14 protein-coding genes are annotated in these 16049 nt (G+C 59.2%); 1 reads left to right on the top strand and 13 read right to left on the bottom strand.

Going from position 1 to position 16049, the window contains the following annotated elements:
- Positions 1 to 29: 29 nt before the first annotated feature.
- Complete coding sequence (locus tag C667_RS26645; protein WP_083881283.1) at positions 30 to 470, top strand: integrase domain-containing protein; 441 nt, start codon at positions 30 to 32, stop codon at positions 468 to 470.
- Positions 471 to 519: 49 nt separating this feature from the next.
- Here the strand turns inward: C667_RS26645 and C667_RS07165 are convergent, their stop codons facing one another.
- The 13 genes from C667_RS07165 to C667_RS07115 form a co-directional block, all read right to left on the bottom strand.
- Entirely contained in the window at positions 520 to 1752 is a 1233-nt protein-coding gene (locus C667_RS07165; RefSeq protein WP_004359449.1) for a hypothetical protein, read from the bottom strand.
- A gap of 245 nt (positions 1753 to 1997) precedes the next feature.
- Positions 1998 to 3359: an IS1380 family transposase gene (locus C667_RS07160; protein WP_004357889.1), complete on the bottom strand. Its 1362-nt coding sequence runs from the start codon at positions 3357 to 3359 to the stop codon at positions 1998 to 2000.
- 44 nt (positions 3360 to 3403) lie between these two features.
- On the bottom strand, positions 3404 to 3934 hold the full coding sequence (locus C667_RS07155; protein ID WP_004359447.1) for a DUF262 domain-containing protein: 531 nt from the start codon (positions 3932 to 3934) through the stop codon (positions 3404 to 3406).
- A gap of 13 nt (positions 3935 to 3947) precedes the next feature.
- Positions 3948 to 4715 (bottom strand): HNH endonuclease, encoded by a 768-nt coding sequence (locus C667_RS07150; RefSeq protein WP_039920946.1) that lies wholly within the window; start codon positions 4713 to 4715, stop codon positions 3948 to 3950.
- A complete protein-coding gene (locus tag C667_RS07145) occupies positions 4712 to 5410 on the bottom strand; it encodes an RNA ligase family protein (protein WP_004359443.1) in 699 nt (232 codons plus the stop codon). The genes C667_RS07150 and C667_RS07145 overlap by 4 nt, the downstream gene beginning before the upstream one ends.
- On the bottom strand, positions 5407 to 5949 hold the full coding sequence (locus C667_RS07140; RefSeq protein WP_004359442.1) for a hypothetical protein: 543 nt from the start codon (positions 5947 to 5949) through the stop codon (positions 5407 to 5409). Before C667_RS07140 ends, C667_RS07145 begins: the two co-directional genes overlap by 4 nt.
- Entirely contained in the window at positions 5930 to 7276 is a 1347-nt protein-coding gene (locus tag C667_RS24905) for a DUF3696 domain-containing protein (RefSeq protein ID WP_004359440.1), read from the bottom strand. Before C667_RS24905 ends, C667_RS07140 begins: the two co-directional genes overlap by 20 nt.
- 6 nt (positions 7277 to 7282) lie before the next feature.
- Positions 7283 to 8431: a GapS4b family protein gene (gene gapS4b, locus C667_RS24900; protein ID WP_083881282.1), complete on the bottom strand. Its 1149-nt coding sequence runs from the start codon at positions 8429 to 8431 to the stop codon at positions 7283 to 7285.
- Between the two features lies 1 nt (position 8432).
- A complete protein-coding gene (locus C667_RS07130) occupies positions 8433 to 8942 on the bottom strand; it encodes a hypothetical protein (RefSeq protein ID WP_004359438.1) in 510 nt (169 codons plus the stop codon).
- Positions 8943 to 9258: 316 nt separating this feature from the next.
- Positions 9259 to 10620, bottom strand: a complete 1362-nt coding sequence (locus C667_RS07125) for an IS1380 family transposase (protein WP_004357889.1) — start codon at positions 10618 to 10620, stop codon at positions 9259 to 9261.
- A 69-nt stretch (positions 10621 to 10689) separates the two neighbouring features.
- Positions 10690 to 11049, bottom strand: coding sequence for a PD-(D/E)XK nuclease domain-containing protein (locus C667_RS24895; protein ID WP_211207673.1), 360 nt, complete (start codon positions 11047 to 11049; stop codon positions 10690 to 10692).
- Positions 11042 to 12058, bottom strand: coding sequence for a nucleoid-associated protein (locus C667_RS07120; RefSeq protein WP_004359436.1), 1017 nt, complete (start codon positions 12056 to 12058; stop codon positions 11042 to 11044). The genes C667_RS24895 and C667_RS07120 overlap by 8 nt, the downstream gene beginning before the upstream one ends.
- Positions 12055 to 16044 (bottom strand): Eco57I restriction-modification methylase domain-containing protein, encoded by a 3990-nt coding sequence (locus C667_RS07115; RefSeq protein WP_004359434.1) that lies wholly within the window; start codon positions 16042 to 16044, stop codon positions 12055 to 12057. Before C667_RS07115 ends, C667_RS07120 begins: the two co-directional genes overlap by 4 nt.
- Positions 16045 to 16049 lie beyond the last annotated feature (5 nt).

Below are 16049 nucleotides of genomic sequence, written 5' to 3'. Positions count from 1 at the left end.
CTATCCGCTCACCAGATCAAGGTCATGCTGTGCCGTGCCGGCGGTGGACGCCGGATTTGTGCGGGAATCGACCGCCGTTAACAGCCCTCAAGGGATCGTGGACCAAGGGCGGTCGGGAGCGAACTGTGCCCATCACAACGACAGAGCAACGCGACGCGCTCCACGCAGCACACCGCCTGGCGGGCACAGGATCACTGATCCCGGCAAACAAGACCTACATCCAGCAGCGGAACGTCTACGATGGACAGTGCAAGGCGGCGAGTCTGAGTCATATGCATGGCCTTCGCCATCAGTACGCGCAAAGCCGTTATGAGACGTTGACGGGGAGGCCGCCGCCAGCAGCAGGTGGACCATTAGTCACGGAGTTAAGTCCAACGCAGCGCATAGAAGACCGCCATGCTCGTCAGACCATCAGCCGTGAGTTGGGACACGAGCGCGTTCAAATCACTGCCATCTACCTCGGTAGCTAGGTCAGGCAGTATGAGGCCCCCTGGCCTACATACACAGCCGTCCACCGGCTCAATCTGCAGGCCCAACAAACGTATTCAGCGCAGCTGCAATCCTCTTGCGTCGCTCAAGCAAGAAAGCCTTGTAGCTTTCCACTTCCAGCAGCGATGCCTCAACCGGGATGCACTGTGCTGCGAACGCTGGCTCGCCAAGCTGGTCCACCAGCGGGGGCAGGTAAACCGCCGGGGCCTTATCGCTGATCGCGCGATTCGTCTTGCCGCCGATGAAGGCCAGATTGGCGATGTCATCCGCCTCGCGGGCAGTGAAGCTGGTCTTCAGTACGGCTTTGGGAAAGATGTGATGGAACTGCAAGCGATGCTGGGCACCCGAATGATCCAGAGCAATGGTCAGATGGCTGCGCCAATCTTTCGCACCAGCAGCGCGGAAAGCCAGGAACATGGTCTTGAACAGCGCGCTGCGCTGGTTGCGGCCTTCCAGCTCCTCCGCGGTAATGTCCAGGCGGCCGAACTGCAGGCGCAGCCGGTCGATCAGCTCGCTCACCGCTCCGCCCTGACGAATATTTGCCAAATCCTGATCCAGAATGGTTTCGCTGGAGCCTCGGGAGAAGCGGCCTTTGGCATTGGCCATCAGCGCCCAGTAGCGCAGTTGGCGGGCCTCATCGTTGCTCAGCGCATAGTTGCGGCTATGCCCGAAATACGCCAGCACCACCAGCAGGAAAGGCGACGACAACAGTGCCGGGCTATCGATGCCAAGATTGCTGCACAGGAAGTTGAGCGCGAACTCCATGCCATCGCAAGCTTCTTTCCATGCCTTCTGCAGCTTCTCCACATTCAGGCTACCCACGATCTGAAAACGTGATTGACCGGTGGCAAACGCCATCAGATTCTTCAAGTGCAAACCGAGATCAAGGTCAAAGCCCGTCTTGGCGCATGCCTTCTGGAAATCCTGGAACGTCTGCAGCGAGTGCCGCCACTTGGCGGTGATCTGAGCCAGAGCCAAGTCGGAACTGCGCAGCTTGGCTCCCAGTGAATTGACCCGGACGAAGATTTCCGTTACCTCATCGTAGGAAAGCGTGCGTTCCAGCACGTCCATCCGATAAACGTACTTGCGGATGCCACGTAGCCGGGCCAGGCGCTGGCTGTACTTCTCGTACCGCGGATCGTCAAAACCACTGATACCGGCACGTTTGAGGAAAGGCGCATCGTTGTCGGTCTTGAACACTTCCGACACTTTCACCCAATGCGGCAACTGCTCCAGCTTCCTCGTGGCCACCACGAAAGTCATCTTCCTGAATCCGTGTTGTCTTCAGCGCGTACCCGCTCCGCGAGCCCCAGCGCATGATTTTTCTGCTGCCTGACTCCCAATCTCAGCTCACCGCAGCCCCGAGCACCGTCCTTTCACGGCCCGGAGGCCCGGCGAGCCGGGCTTACGGGGGGTGCGCTACGTCATTTTCCTGCTCCCACGCGGCCGTCGCCCTTTCGCCGCAGCGAAATGGCCTCGATTCGGAGAATTCGGCCGTCGGATTTGCATCACGGCGAAGCCACCGCGCACAGTCGCGCCTGCACCGTGGTGAACACCTTCACATGCGCGGCGACGCCGCGTCCGAAGTCCAGCACCAGGCGGCGGGCGTGTTCGACGAACTTCGCCGCACGGTACATCACCTCCTGCAGCACTGTCTTGATGCGTCGGCGCTTGGCCGGGTGACGGATCGGCGAGAGCTCGCCGGTCAGCCCGAGTTGGCCGATCAGGCGCAGGCAGTTGTAGGCGAACGCGGCCAGATGCATGACCGCGTCGTTGGTGTCGAACTTGCCCGAGGGCAGGCGCTCGAGGTCCAGGTCGGTCTTGATCTCGGAGTGGAACTGCTCGTGCGTGCCGTGGTGCTTGTAGAGCTCGATCACGTCGGCCATCGCCACTTCGAGGCTGGTCCACCAGCCTTCGATCTCGATCTCGGGGGTCAGCAGGTGCTGGCCCTTCTTGTCGATCGTGCGCTCGGTCACCCGCACCACCAGACGCAGCGTGCGCTTGGCCTTCTTCCAGGCACGGTCGATCTTCAGGTCCAGCAGCCCCACCCGCTTGCCCGCGCGCACTTCCTCGAAGACGCCGGCGGCCTCGGCCCGGTCCACCCAGGCGGTCTTGTCCTGACGGCGCGGATTCCACTTGGTGAGGTAGTCGAACGAACGCCCCAGCGCTGCCCAGCGATCGCGCTCGTCGGCCAGCGCGAACAGCAGCCGGGCGCTGTCGAAGCCGCTGTCGGCCCGCCACAGCAGCTTCGCATCGGCCGCACACACCCGGCGCAGGCGCGGGAACGCGCGCTCGAAGAAATACTCGGTCTCCAGCGCCGAGTGGTGCGACCCCGCGCGCAGCTCCAGGCCGAGGTTCCAGCCCTCGTTGCCCAGGTACAGCGCGATCGGCGTGTAGCCATCGACGCCCTGGTAAGTGCGGCTGACCGCCTCCTTCTTGGTGTCGGAGTTGTCCATCACGAAGGTGTCCAGATCGGCGCAGACGTAGCCCTTGTGCGCCGTGATCGGCGCCTCGGTGCGCTCGAGCAGGCGCAGGCTCAGCTCGTCGGTCAGCTCGCGCAGCTCGGCCGCGCGGGCATCGAGCCGTTGGCGCATCCACACGCTGCCGGGCACCTTGGCGAGCCCGAGCGCTTCCTTGAAGAAGCGGTCGCCGCGAAACGGCTCGATCGCCTCGAAGTCGCTTTTGCCCAGGCTCAGCAGCCCCACCACCGACTTGACCAGGTCCGAGCTCCGCATACCCTGCGACACCGGCAGCCTCGGGTCGATCACCGCCTCGACCTGTGCCGCCTGGCAGCACTGCCCGATCAACGCCAGGCCCGAGTAGGACGTCAGATTGAGCTTGGCGGATTGCTTGACTTCGAAGCGCGGCATGGTCGGTTGGGTGAAAGGCTCGGATGCGTAATTATACAATTACATCAATGCGTTAGGCTGGATTTCCGGCTAAGCGAACACGGATTCAGGATCTTGTTGAAGCGCTTGAGCAGTTCGTCCTCGGTCGAGTCCGTCTCATCGCCAATCAGTTCGCTATCGTCGTCGGCATCGTCCTCGTCGTCGCCGTTCTCTTCCACTTCGGTCACGACCGCCAACTGGTCGGGATGCTCCAAGTTGAACAGCAAGTCGATAGGCCGACGACGGCCGCGCACCGACACCGGCTCACCGCGAATGACGGCTGAGAGCGATGTCAGACGCTGCTGACCATCCAGCAGGAGCCGGGTGCTCTGGTAGGGATTCGTGTTCTGGTTGACCGCGAAATCCTGCAGCGGCACAGCTTCATCTGTTTCCCAAAGCAGGATTGCGCCCGAAGGGTAGCCGCGATACAGCGAATCCAGCAGATCACGCACTCGCGTAGAACGCCACACGTACTGGCGCTGCATCTCCGGCAAGCGCAGTTCGCCGCGCTCGATCATGGATACCAGTTCTTCAACGCTTGCTTCGGCCTTGGCCATGTTTTTCCTTCGATCAGGCACCGAGCAGGAAGCGCTCGCGGTGCCACTGTAAATAATGCCGGTGCTCGCTGGCCAGCCAGCGCAACGTCATTCCCGAATGAATGCCAAGCCCAGGCAGATCGCTTTGGGACAGGCGGGTGCTGGTCAGCAGATGCCCGGTATCGTCGAAGCTGGTCAGAAAGCGATCGAACAGCGCATCGAGATTGGCCACCAGCAGAAAGCCGTTGAAGGCATCCAACCGCTCGGCATCGTCGGCACATTCGGCCCAGGGTTTGGCATGGCTGGCACGCAGGGCTTCAGTCACAGCGACGCCGGTCACAGCGCAGGCACCACCCCAGTAGGTCAGCAAGGCATCGCGGTAACGCTCCTGCCCCACGCGCTGACGTACCAAGCGTTCGACTTCCGTGCCCCTGGCTTCGGCAGATATCGTCTCGACAGCTTGCGCCACGGCCGTGTGGTAGTCGCGCACTGCCTGATTCGGCAAGGCCTGCGACAGACTGGCCGTGCGGCGCAGGAGAGCCGCCAAATCGGGCAGAGTCGGCACACAAAACACGTCATCGGCTCCGGCCCAAGGTTGGAAACTGCGCAACAGTTCCGGCAGCAGCGCGGGCGTAGCCGGTTGAAGGCGCAAGCCGAAGCCATCGGCCGATGCCGTCACTACCGCCTGGCTGCGATGGCGAGCCGAAGCCAGTATCACCGCATCGCCAGCAGATGACAGCACGTGCTCGAAGCCATTGTCGTGGCCGGTTTTTTCGATGATGGTGCGTTGCAGAGGATTCATGTCCGCGTCCAATCTACCCGGTTCCACTCGATGGCGCGCTTGCGCCAATGGGTGTCGATCGCTTGGGCGAAATCCGGGCGCACCAACTTGGCACGCGCCTCGCACCAGTCGGCTGATTCGCGCCGTACCACCACGCCTTCCAGCGGCAGCTCGGCGCGATAGTGACTGGCTGTATCCATAACCAATTGCTTCAGCGCCGGCAGAGTGGTGCGCCCACTCGATACCCGCGGCACGGTGAACAATCCGGCTTCCGAGGCCAGCGCGTTGCGCCGGGAGGTGCTCCAAAAACGCCTCTTGCTGCGGTCATAGACATCGAACAACAGAAACCAGTCGGGCAGCGCGTCGTAATCCAGTGAATGGCGTGCGGCGCACCATTCGCCGAACAGCATCAACTCAGGACGCAGGACGGCAAGCAAGCTGGATTTGTGTTGCGCCAGCCAGGCGGGTAAACGCGCAAACTGACCAACATAGGGCTCGCCCAGATACTGGCCGCGATTCTGAGCAAGCACGGTGCCGTCGGGTGATAGAGACAGGCCGAGGTTCGCACCGTCGAGCTTCTCCTCCACGACCACATCGCCGGACAACAGCGCCTGCGCTTCGGTGGGCGACAACACCTTGTCGTCGCGTGGCATGCCGTCTTTGGCTAGCCAGGCAAGGTGCGGAGTGGTGGGAAAACGAAAGAAGGTGGCTGTCATAGGCACCCAACCCTGTCCTGATACCACGCAGCAGGCAGCAAGGGCAGAAAGAAAATTCCGAACTCCTCCAATTGCGTTCTTGCGATATGCCAGTCAGTTTCCGCACCGTAGACGATAGGAGGTGATTCTTCGAACATAATCATCGCGGCCAATGCACAAGCAACCCACTTGCGATCCTCACGGTCGGTGACGATTGCTTCGTGTTCAACTGCCAACACGGCGATATGTTCCCCATTGCCTTCGAACGTGTCGATTGGCACATCATCGACCTGCATCCGATCTCGCTTGCTCTGCAACACCTGCAGCCCGTACTCCTGTTCCTGCCAGTTGTACGGCATGTTGCGTTCGTACTCCGCCAGCACCAACCCGGCGTCATCCAGCACCATATGGTCGTCCGACTGATCGAACTGCACCAGCCACTCGTAGACCGACTCTCGCAATTCAATCTCGCGCGGCATGGCGCGTGTAGCGACGTTGGACAGCTCGGAGATCGCACTGGCGGCGAGCATCACGTTGGTATCAATTAGGAACATCGCCATCTTTTGCTCTCAACTCTTTCGCTCGTTTGATGGCTAGCGCCGTTTGCTCGCGAGTCTCCCCCAAGGTGTCTCCAAAAAAATGCTTGGGCCAGTTTTTTACCCGCCCAAGATCATCAACTTCCAAAGGCAGAAGGTTGGTATTTTTGCCATCACGTTCAACGAAATACATGGCGGCGTCAGCAACAGACACTTCTTCGCGGGCAATCAAGGTCTGCATACGGCGGAACAAATGCTCTGAATGCGTCTCGACAATGAACTGGACGTTGCGCTCCTTGCTTACCTGCGCCAGCAATTCAGCCAGCTTGCTCTGTGCCAGAGGGTGTAGATGGCTTTCTGGCTCTTCGACAATCACGATATGGCCGGGCTGGGCAAACAGGGCGGCCACAATGACGGGAAGCACCTGCGACACCCCCACCCCAACGTCCTTGAGGTTGCTGGCCAGGCCATCGGTTTCCACCAGCAACTCATGACGCGCTGAATTGCCAAGGGCGCGGATGGAAAGACCGTGCGCCAGATTCATCTCTTTCAGCCAATGAACTGTTTGCTCGAAGAGATAGGCTTGCGCTGGCAAGATTTGACTGCGCCTCTTGGCTTGCTGGCGCGCCACGCCGCTGGCAATCAACGCATCCACGGCTTTGGCACCGTCGTCGCCGATATGGGCAGGCATACGCCCCGCCCATACATAGTCACGCTGGGCCAAGCGGCGCACAGGGCCAAGATAGATGATGCGACCCAACTCGTTCAGCAGCGCCGGACCAACCGACCGAATCACCTCACCCTGCACACCCAGTTTGTTGAGCGTAGAGGGTGAAAATGCAAACGAACGCTGCGGACGAAAATCCGCACTTTGCCCCAAAGGCTTGATTTGATTGCCCAGCGTGAGGCGATAAATCCCGGGTTTACGGCGTTGCACGCTGAAGCCTTGACCGTCTTTGCCCAAGCGCAGGAACTCCAGTTCAGCGCTGCCGGATTGGCCTTTACGGTAGCGTGCCGAGAAGATCGCCGATTCAGCGGCATTTCCCGTTTCGCTCCAGCGAAACTCGATACCTACCTGATTGGACGCAGTGCTTTCCGTTGCTGCGCCGTGGCGACACAGCACATCCTTGAACTGGCCGAGTGTGACGGAATCGCCAGCATCAGGATTGCCAAGATTGAGATCGAGACTCGGATCATCGCCTCTGACGGTCTGACGGATGAGCAGCAGGCTTTGGATCAGACTGGATTTGCCTGATGAATTGGTACCCAACAGCAGAGTAATCGGAGCAAGTCGCACAGGCCCCGTGCTGCGCCAGATCTTGAAGTTCTCCAGTTTGAGATGAGTCAGCATACGGCGCTACTCTCCTTCCAAGTCGGCAACGGCAGGTGGCTTGACATGCTTGAAGGCCACATCTATTGCTGCTTGAATTCTTTGGATAATGTCCTTTCTGACCCGGTTTTTGCTTCCTTCCTCCAGGCGCGGAAGTCGCTCAATGCTGAAGTCAAAAACAGTCCCAGAGTAACTATCGTCTCTTGACGTTTTTCCAGAGAAGGCAAATTCAATGCCGCAGTCGCCAGCGTTTGCACCGAACTTGAAGGCATATGTAGCCGTCATTTTTATCAGGTAGTAATACTGATAATAGCTTTCTTCCTTGAGAAGAAAGACTTTTCCAAGATCACTTCCTTTTATCTGTATCTTGTTGACATGCCCCTCCATCCACTCAATTCGCTCCTCTTTCGGTAGCGCCCCCGCCTCCTGATCTCGAATGATCTCGAAATCTCCAATCTCTTTGAAGGAGAGTTCGGGTGTATTGATAGATGTCAATTGCAGAAAGAAGCGGATGCGCTCATTGTTCGTGAAATCATCAAAGAGAATGGACTCTGGCTTTTCGTCCGTGGTAATGCCCTTTGACTTGCAGAATTTTCCGATGGCGCCGGTGATGGCGTCATTGAGCTTGTTGGTGTCTTGTGATGTTCTGGATTTGTTGACTTCAATTTCCAAGCCATTGCCGGACTGCTTAAGAAGAATTTCGCCTGGGTAAGTGATCTCTTGGTTTATCCAGTCCTTGCTGAAGTCGAGGACACGCACGGAATATATGATTCGCACATTTCCATCTGGGTCAATGGAGAGGGCTGGCTCAGAAGCAAACACCCGATCATCCCCCAGCTTGATGCCCTCAATCACCGAATCAAAATTGTTCTGTATCTCCGTTTTCCAATCGGCATTTGATGATGTCAGCTTGAATTTACTGGAGGAGTACTTCTTTCCGGACTCGCGAACGAATGATTTTTCAACAAGGTTAGTGAACTCATTCGGCGTAAGAAGGCAGGCACTCAACAGTGGCACGGTATCGGATTTTTCACTACTGCCGATAAATATGCCCTTTTCCTTCAGAGTTTCAGTGATTTCGCCATTGCTGATGTGATCGCTATTAAGCAGTACTCTCAAACGATCTCCCCAGAGCATGGCCCGCTCATAATCAAATTGCTTGGCCGGCTTATCCATATCAGCACTCCAAAAGATCGAGAACGGAATCTTTGTAGCAAAAAACCTTGATGCTTGCCTTCCTTTCCCGAAAGGCCATCAGGACCGCATCTTTCACTTGCTTGTCGTCTGCCGGGTGATAGCTTTCCAGACCGATGAAAATATCCTGCGGCCAAGCATCGGCAAAGTCGAAGGCCAGGCTACAAAGTTTTTTCAGGGATTCTTCCGAGAATGCTTGTTTGGCATACAGGCAGAGAGATGGCTTTTCCTCCAGCATAAACCGGAAGGGGATAAGGTCTGATGCCAAAAGCTCGATTGGCAGCAGATCGCCGTATCGTTCATCTGCGTTTGCGACGACATTTCCAAGCTTGGGGTAATAGAAATGGTATTGCTGCCCCTGCTTGATTGATCTGAAATGACTGATCGCCTCTTTGATGAAGGAGGCCCGAGCCATGTCCACAAGATATAAGGGGCAGTTTGACGACAAATCCAACTGGATACGGCTCAAGGCGGGCTTGATGTCTTTATCCAATGTTTCTCTGTCTCCATGCGTCCATACGAGTAGGCCTATATGCTTCTTTTGCCTGCGCCCCCCGAAGGCTTGTACCTGAATCCGTGTTGTCTTCAGCGCGTACCCGCTCCGCGAGCCCCAGCGCATGATTTTTCTGCTGCCTGACTCCCAATCTCAGCTCACCGCAGCCCCGAGCACCGTCCTTTCACGGCCCGGAGGCCCGGCGAGCCGGGCTTACGGGGGGTGCGCTACGTCATTTTCCTGCTCCCACGCGGCCGTCGCCCTTTCGCCGCAGCGAAATGGCCTCGATTCGGAGAATTCGGCCGTCGGATTTGCATCACGGCGAAGCCACCGCGCACAGTCGCGCCTGCACCGTGGTGAACACCTTCACATGCGCGGCGACGCCGCGTCCGAAGTCCAGCACCAGGCGGCGGGCGTGTTCGACGAACTTCGCCGCACGGTACATCACCTCCTGCAGCACTGTCTTGATGCGTCGGCGCTTGGCCGGGTGACGGATCGGCGAGAGCTCGCCGGTCAGCCCGAGTTGGCCGATCAGGCGCAGGCAGTTGTAGGCGAACGCGGCCAGATGCATGACCGCGTCGTTGGTGTCGAACTTGCCCGAGGGCAGGCGCTCGAGGTCCAGGTCGGTCTTGATCTCGGAGTGGAACTGCTCGTGCGTGCCGTGGTGCTTGTAGAGCTCGATCACGTCGGCCATCGCCACTTCGAGGCTGGTCCACCAGCCTTCGATCTCGATCTCGGGGGTCAGCAGGTGCTGGCCCTTCTTGTCGATCGTGCGCTCGGTCACCCGCACCACCAGACGCAGCGTGCGCTTGGCCTTCTTCCAGGCACGGTCGATCTTCAGGTCCAGCAGCCCCACCCGCTTGCCCGCGCGCACTTCCTCGAAGACGCCGGCGGCCTCGGCCCGGTCCACCCAGGCGGTCTTGTCCTGACGGCGCGGATTCCACTTGGTGAGGTAGTCGAACGAACGCCCCAGCGCTGCCCAGCGATCGCGCTCGTCGGCCAGCGCGAACAGCAGCCGGGCGCTGTCGAAGCCGCTGTCGGCCCGCCACAGCAGCTTCGCATCGGCCGCACACACCCGGCGCAGGCGCGGGAACGCGCGCTCGAAGAAATACTCGGTCTCCAGCGCCGAGTGGTGCGACCCCGCGCGCAGCTCCAGGCCGAGGTTCCAGCCCTCGTTGCCCAGGTACAGCGCGATCGGCGTGTAGCCATCGACGCCCTGGTAAGTGCGGCTGACCGCCTCCTTCTTGGTGTCGGAGTTGTCCATCACGAAGGTGTCCAGATCGGCGCAGACGTAGCCCTTGTGCGCCGTGATCGGCGCCTCGGTGCGCTCGAGCAGGCGCAGGCTCAGCTCGTCGGTCAGCTCGCGCAGCTCGGCCGCGCGGGCATCGAGCCGTTGGCGCATCCACACGCTGCCGGGCACCTTGGCGAGCCCGAGCGCTTCCTTGAAGAAGCGGTCGCCGCGAAACGGCTCGATCGCCTCGAAGTCGCTTTTGCCCAGGCTCAGCAGCCCCACCACCGACTTGACCAGGTCCGAGCTCCGCATACCCTGCGACACCGGCAGCCTCGGGTCGATCACCGCCTCGACCTGTGCCGCCTGGCAGCACTGCCCGATCAACGCCAGGCCCGAGTAGGACGTCAGATTGAGCTTGGCGGATTGCTTGACTTCGAAGCGCGGCATGGTCGGTTGGGTGAAAGGCTCGGATGCGTAATTATACAATTACATCAATGCGTTAGGCTGGATTTCCGGCTAAGCGAACACGGATTCAGGTTGTATTGCTTGATTTATTTCGGAGCTGATTTTCGAGCAGGAGACTATCTCATCAAGCTCTGACAGGTGACCTTTGAACGTCGTCCTGACGCCTTGCTCTCCTTTTGGGTAACCATTTTTGGCGTTTTTCGAGGAGATATAAACAACATCAGTTCGGTTGTCATGGAGCGGATTGTTATAGATGAACACAAAATCATTGCCATGCGTTTGCTTATCGTGTGCCGCTCTATTGCATGGAATGCTGACGCCCTTCAGGAGATTGCTCCACCCAATCAGCTTCAGGAGTTCTTCCGTGATCTTCTCGCCATTCTCACCAGATGTCTTCGATGACTCACCCATGCTTCTTCCCCAGTGCTATGCTTATTTGGATGGTTTGTCCGTCATCCTTGAATTTTGCATCATTGAACGAAAGGCTGTCCGGCAGTATCAATCCAATATCCTGGCCCAGATTGATGCGGTTAAACATTTTTTTCAACTTGGCCTGAAGGTTTCTGGTCGGCACATTGATTTCGTCGGTACCCACCAGCCCCTTGCGTTCGGTGATTCTGGCCAGCTCGGTGCTCCATACGTCGGAGGAAACGTATTTCTCTGACACCGTCCTGATCTCATCGCCCGGCACTTCGTCCCGGTCTGCACACAAGGCAATGACCTCGCGGCAAAAATCCTGCCTTGCCACGGGGCTTTCGATGTTGTCCCGAACCTTCTCTATCAGCCCAGCAGCGACGGTTGACTTGGTGTTCTCATTGGGAACCTGCTTCGCTTTCAGAAAATCCTCAATCCAGTATTTTGTGCGGCTGCTCAAGCGATCGATGGCATAAACGATTTCAGAGCCATCAACGATGAGTGCGCCTTTGTCAATCAGATCCGGGTTGATGCCGCTTGACACTTCGAGCTGCCTGCTTTCGCCATCAGCACGGGTGGAAATGTACTGCTGCTTTGATTCCGCCTTGTAAACTCCGATAGCAGACTTGTACTTCCCATCCAGTTTTAGCTTCTCAAATAAAATGACAAATAAATCGCCTGATGCGATGTTGGGGTGATGTGCGGAAGCGTACAGATGTGTAGCCAAGTTCCTGGAAAGCTCTATAAAAGAGATTTTTCTCGAAAAGAAGGCTGATACATGGTGGGCCACATCATTCAGTGTCATGTCGCTTTCATGGGTAAGCATGTACTGATTTTTATCGCTGACGATGCCTCGCAGATAGCCGCCAAGTATCAAGTTCCCGATGCTTTCCGTAATGTCGAAGCATTGATCTGCCAAGATCAGCGGCTCTTCTCGCAGGCGATTGCCAACCTGATGCAGGATGACATCCTCAACAACCGACTCACCAATTTCCATTGATCTCATGCCAACTCTCCGATTTCTAAATTATCCCACGCCTCCAGCACCAACCTTTGGGTGCGGTATTCGCCGAATTCCTTGCACTCCTTGTCCTTGAGCACACGGAAAGTTTCGCTGGGGTAGTCCTCGCCCATGATGTCGGCAGGGTCGAGGATGTAGCGGAGTTCGTCGCGGGTAAGGCCGTAGAGTTTGGCGTAGTAGGCGTCAAGTTCGGCGCGCAGGGTGGCTCGGCGGTCGGGGTCGAAGGCAAAGGGCGAGCCGTCGTAGCCCAATTCCCTGGCCCAGGCGGCGAGGTCGTGGGCGGTGTAAGTCAGTTCCAGTACGCGCAGGACAATGAAGGCAAGGTTTTCATCCGTGTACCTTGATGGTGGGATGCATGGAAATTGACGAACATATGAATATGTCAAATGAAGCCCACCCACCTTTTGTCTTGCCACATAATCTAAAATCAAGCAATTAATGTTTGCGAGAAGTGCCGCTATCAATTTTGGTGTCGCCGAGGGAAAGATCAATGGCGCCGTGTGGCCCACACCGGATTTTGGAATCACCGCCGCAATTACAGTGCGCTCGTTTGTCGCGGACGTAACGTCTTTGAAGACCAACAGCCAATCATGCCCCCAACTACTGAGCCTTTCTTCTACAAACTGAGCCGAAATCCAGTAAAAAGGTATAGAAGTGTAATTAGGGTTTTGGTATTCGCTCAGCGAGGGGCTGGGCAAAATACGATATCCCCTTTCTTCTCCTCTTGATTCGTAAGTTCCGGCCCGATGATCGTAAAAATTGATCATCTTGGCTTCGTACAACGGCAGGAGACCTGCCGCCGGTGTATCGACAAACAGGTGGCTGTCGCTCGACATGTTGTGGGTGCCCTGCAAGAAGCGGATGCCCCACGGATTTCCATCTGGCCGATTTTCGTCGATCAATACCGGCGCAGTGCGGTAGAGCCTCTTGGTCAGTTCCGCGTCGCGCTCGCTGCGGAAGACCGGGCAGGTGAGCGTGTTGGGGTTGATGAGGCGGAATTCGTCGGGCGTGAGGGTGAAGCGGCGGCGCGGGTCGGCCAGTTGGCTGACCTGGGTGGCGAAGCAGACGAACTCGGCCCGTTCCTCCGCGCCCAGGGTGAGCAGGCAGAACTTGTAGCTGCGGTGTACGGAGGGGAATACCGCTTCGCGATTCTCGATGTCGTACAGGCTGACTAGCCGCCGGTTCTGGGTGATGTACCCGAAATACGCCTTGGTGCTGTCGTCGGTGGCGATGCCGGTCGGTACAATGAAGCCGGCGCGGCCGCTGTGGGCATGGATTTGCAGGATGGTTTCGGCAAACAGCGCGTAGGTGTTAACTCGCCCTATGCCAGTCAGTGGGTAACGCCCACCATCTTCCTTTCCGGTACGTGCGAAGACGCTGGCAGCCTCACGCTTGCGTCGATCAGTGATGAACTCTTCGTAAAGGCGTTTTTCAGCTTCATCCTCTTTGGCTTCATGCACCAGTTCGGGATAGAGATGGCGAGCCAACAGGCCTTCACTGAGCCATTGAATACGTTGTGTGCGCTCAGCCTTGTTCTTGGCTTCTGCAACTAGCGGATTCCGGGTGGCGAAGAATTCTTCCTCTTTCAGCTCCACATGCTCCCACGGCGGATTGCCCAGCACGCAGTCGAAGCCGCCTTGCGCGAACACCTGCGGGAAGGCCAGCGGCCAGTGGAATACGCGGGCTTGTTCGCAGGCGGCGCGGGCCGCAACGATAGGAGCAGCGTGCTCGGTCTGGGCGCGTTCCGGTGCGGTCAGTAGCGCATGCAGGGTGATGCTGGTGGGTACGGTTTCTGCCGTGACCTCCGTCTTAGGCAGCAGGTAGGCGCCCACCAGCGCATCGGCGGCGTGGGCCAGCGGGCTGTGAGCGGAGTCCTCCAGAAAGTGGTGCCAGGCTTGTTCCTTGGCGGCCACCTGTTCGGGTGTGTCGGCGGGCAAGGTTTCGATGGCGCGCATGGCTTCGAGGCCGCCGCGGTTGTCCACGCCCAGCAGCATCTGGCTGCCTTGCAGATCCTTGGCGATCTGCTTGAGGCCGGCGGCGTTGGCTTTGGCCAGCTCCTTGCAGACGTCCTTGTCATCGCCGCTCAAGGGCTTGAAGGCATCCTTGGCGATGCCTTGTTCCAGCGCGTTCAGGTCAGTCAGGCCCAACAGGGCGTCGCCCACTTGCAGGTGGTGGTCGAGAAAGCCCAGCGGGCGGCCTTCTTCGTAGCCTTCCAGCCACAAGGCCATGCGCGCCAGTTCGATGGCCATGGGGTTGCGGTCCACGCCGTAGATGCAGCGGGCCACCACTTCGCGCAGGGCGTGGCGGTAGTCCTGCGGCTGGATGGCGCCTTCCTGCCCGCCTTCTAGGCTGCGCAACTGGGCGAGCTTTTCCGCCAAGCGGCGGGCGGCGGCGAGCAGGAAGTGGCCGCTGCCGCAGGCCGGGTCGATAACGCGGATGGCCAGCAGTGCCTCTGTAGGGTTGGTCGACTGCGCGGCCAGGCGCTGTTCGATGACGGGATCGAGCGCGCTTTTGATCAGCTCCTGCACCAGACTGTCGGGGGTGTAGTAGCTACCGGTGAGCTTGCGGGCGTTGCCAGCGGTGCTGCCTTCCTCGGTACGGCCGACAAAGCCGAACGTGCGCGCGGGCAGGTCGATGGCAGGCACCAGCTCCAGCAAGCTTTCGTAGACGCTACCCAGTTCCTCCGGGCCCATATTGCGGTAGTCCACTGGGATGAGGCTGCTGCCCTTGCCTTGCGCGACCACTGCCCAGCGCAGGTGTTGCAAGGCGGTGAGCAGGTGGGCGTTGTCCAGGCTGGCGACATCCAGATCGGGGCATTGTTCGGGCGCGAACAGGCCGCCCAGCGCGGGCAGGGCCAGGCGCGGCTCGCCCTGTGCCAGACCACGGAAGACGATGCGGATGGCTTGCCACTGGTCGTCGTGGCGAGTGCGGGCCCGGCGCTTGAGGCACAGCTCGCGCAGGCGGGTCAAGGCGTAACCTTCGGCATAGGCGCGACGGGCGGCCAGTGCTTCGGCGCTGTCGTCCTGCGGGTGCAGCACGCCGCGCTCTTCCACGGTGAAAACGAAGATGAGCCGGTAGATCAGGCGCAGCAGTTGTTGGAAATAGTCATCCTTGCTGAGCGTGCCGTCGTTCAGGGCGGCGCGTAGGGCGTGGTTGGCAGGGTGTTGCAGGAAACCTGCGCCGAAGGTCAGCAGGGCCTGCTCGACGCCGTTGCGTAGGCCATCGCGCACCCGAGTGCCTTCCTGCTGGCCTTCGCTGCGCCATTGTTCCCAGATGCACGCCGTAGCGCCCTGGCCGGGGCGGGATGCGCGGCTGGCGTGCAACAGCCGCCAGACGTTGGCGAATTCGGCATAGCGCTGGCCGCCGAGCAGATCGGCCAGATCGACTTCGAGAAAGCTGGGGCGGGTGAGCGAGGCAGCGTCGCGCAGCAGCCGCAGCTGTCTGCCGTTGCTGACGATGCCCCATTGCAGCGGTTCGCTGGCGTTGAGCAATTCCTGCATGGCCTGGAACGGGGCTTTCTTGCGGTTGCCGCCGCCTTGCACGGCAAACCGCGCGTCAGCCTCGTCCAGGCCCAGAGAGTGTGGTGCCACCAAGACGGGCAAGGTACCAGCCATGAGGCTGACCGGGTAACGCAGTTCACCCACTTGCTGTGCTGCCGCGGCTTGCGAGGTGGCGTAGCCAAAGGCATCGCGCAGCAGTTCGTGGACGAAGGCGGTGGTGAGCTGCGCGGCATCGACGTCGGCGCGTTCCATCTGCGCGGCGAAGTGCTGCCATTGGGCGCAGGCGATCTGGAAAGCGCGGCTGTATTCGTCCTTGAGCTTGACGCCCTTGGGGGTACCGTAGTCGGCCTCGCTCTGGGCGCTGGCGCGGCCCTGAGCAGCTTTTTCCAGTTGATCAGGCAGGAACAACCCGCCTTCGAGCCTGAGGGTGGGAAGGTTCAGCGTGGCCTGGGCCTTGCGGATGCGTTTCATGGTTG

Source organism: Thauera phenylacetica B4P (assembly GCF_000310225.1).
GTDB classification, from domain to species: Bacteria; Pseudomonadota; Gammaproteobacteria; order Burkholderiales; family Rhodocyclaceae; genus Thauera; species Thauera phenylacetica.
Note: the sequence above shows the minus strand (reverse complement) of the source record. Positions and strands in the feature narration are given on the sequence as shown.

Coding starts and splice junctions, on each gene's coding strand:
- C667_RS07165 (WP_004359449.1), bottom strand. CDS start 1,752: ATGACTTTCGTGGTGGCCACGAGGAAGCTGGAGCAGTTGCCGCATTGG.
- C667_RS07160 (WP_004357889.1), bottom strand. CDS start 3,359: ATGCCGCGCTTCGAAGTCAAGCAATCCGCCAAGCTCAATCTGACGTCC.
- C667_RS07155 (WP_004359447.1), bottom strand. CDS start 3,934: ATGGCCAAGGCCGAAGCAAGCGTTGAAGAACTGGTATCCATGATCGAG.
- C667_RS07150 (WP_039920946.1), bottom strand. CDS start 4,715: ATGAATCCTCTGCAACGCACCATCATCGAAAAAACCGGCCACGACAAT.
- C667_RS07145 (WP_004359443.1), bottom strand. CDS start 5,410: ATGACAGCCACCTTCTTTCGTTTTCCCACCACTCCGCACCTTGCCTGG.
- C667_RS07140 (WP_004359442.1), bottom strand. CDS start 5,949: ATGGCGATGTTCCTAATTGATACCAACGTGATGCTCGCCGCCAGTGCG.
- C667_RS24905 (WP_004359440.1), bottom strand. CDS start 7,276: ATGCTGACTCATCTCAAACTGGAGAACTTCAAGATCTGGCGCAGCACG.
- gapS4b (WP_083881282.1), bottom strand. CDS start 8,431: ATGGATAAGCCGGCCAAGCAATTTGATTATGAGCGGGCCATGCTCTGG.
- C667_RS07125 (WP_004357889.1), bottom strand. CDS start 10,620: ATGCCGCGCTTCGAAGTCAAGCAATCCGCCAAGCTCAATCTGACGTCC.
- C667_RS24895 (WP_211207673.1), bottom strand. CDS start 11,049: ATGGGTGAGTCATCGAAGACATCTGGTGAGAATGGCGAGAAGATCACG.
- C667_RS07120 (WP_004359436.1), bottom strand. CDS start 12,058: ATGAGATCAATGGAAATTGGTGAGTCGGTTGTTGAGGATGTCATCCTG.
- C667_RS07115 (WP_004359434.1), bottom strand. CDS start 16,044: ATGAAACGCATCCGCAAGGCCCAGGCCACGCTGAACCTTCCCACCCTC.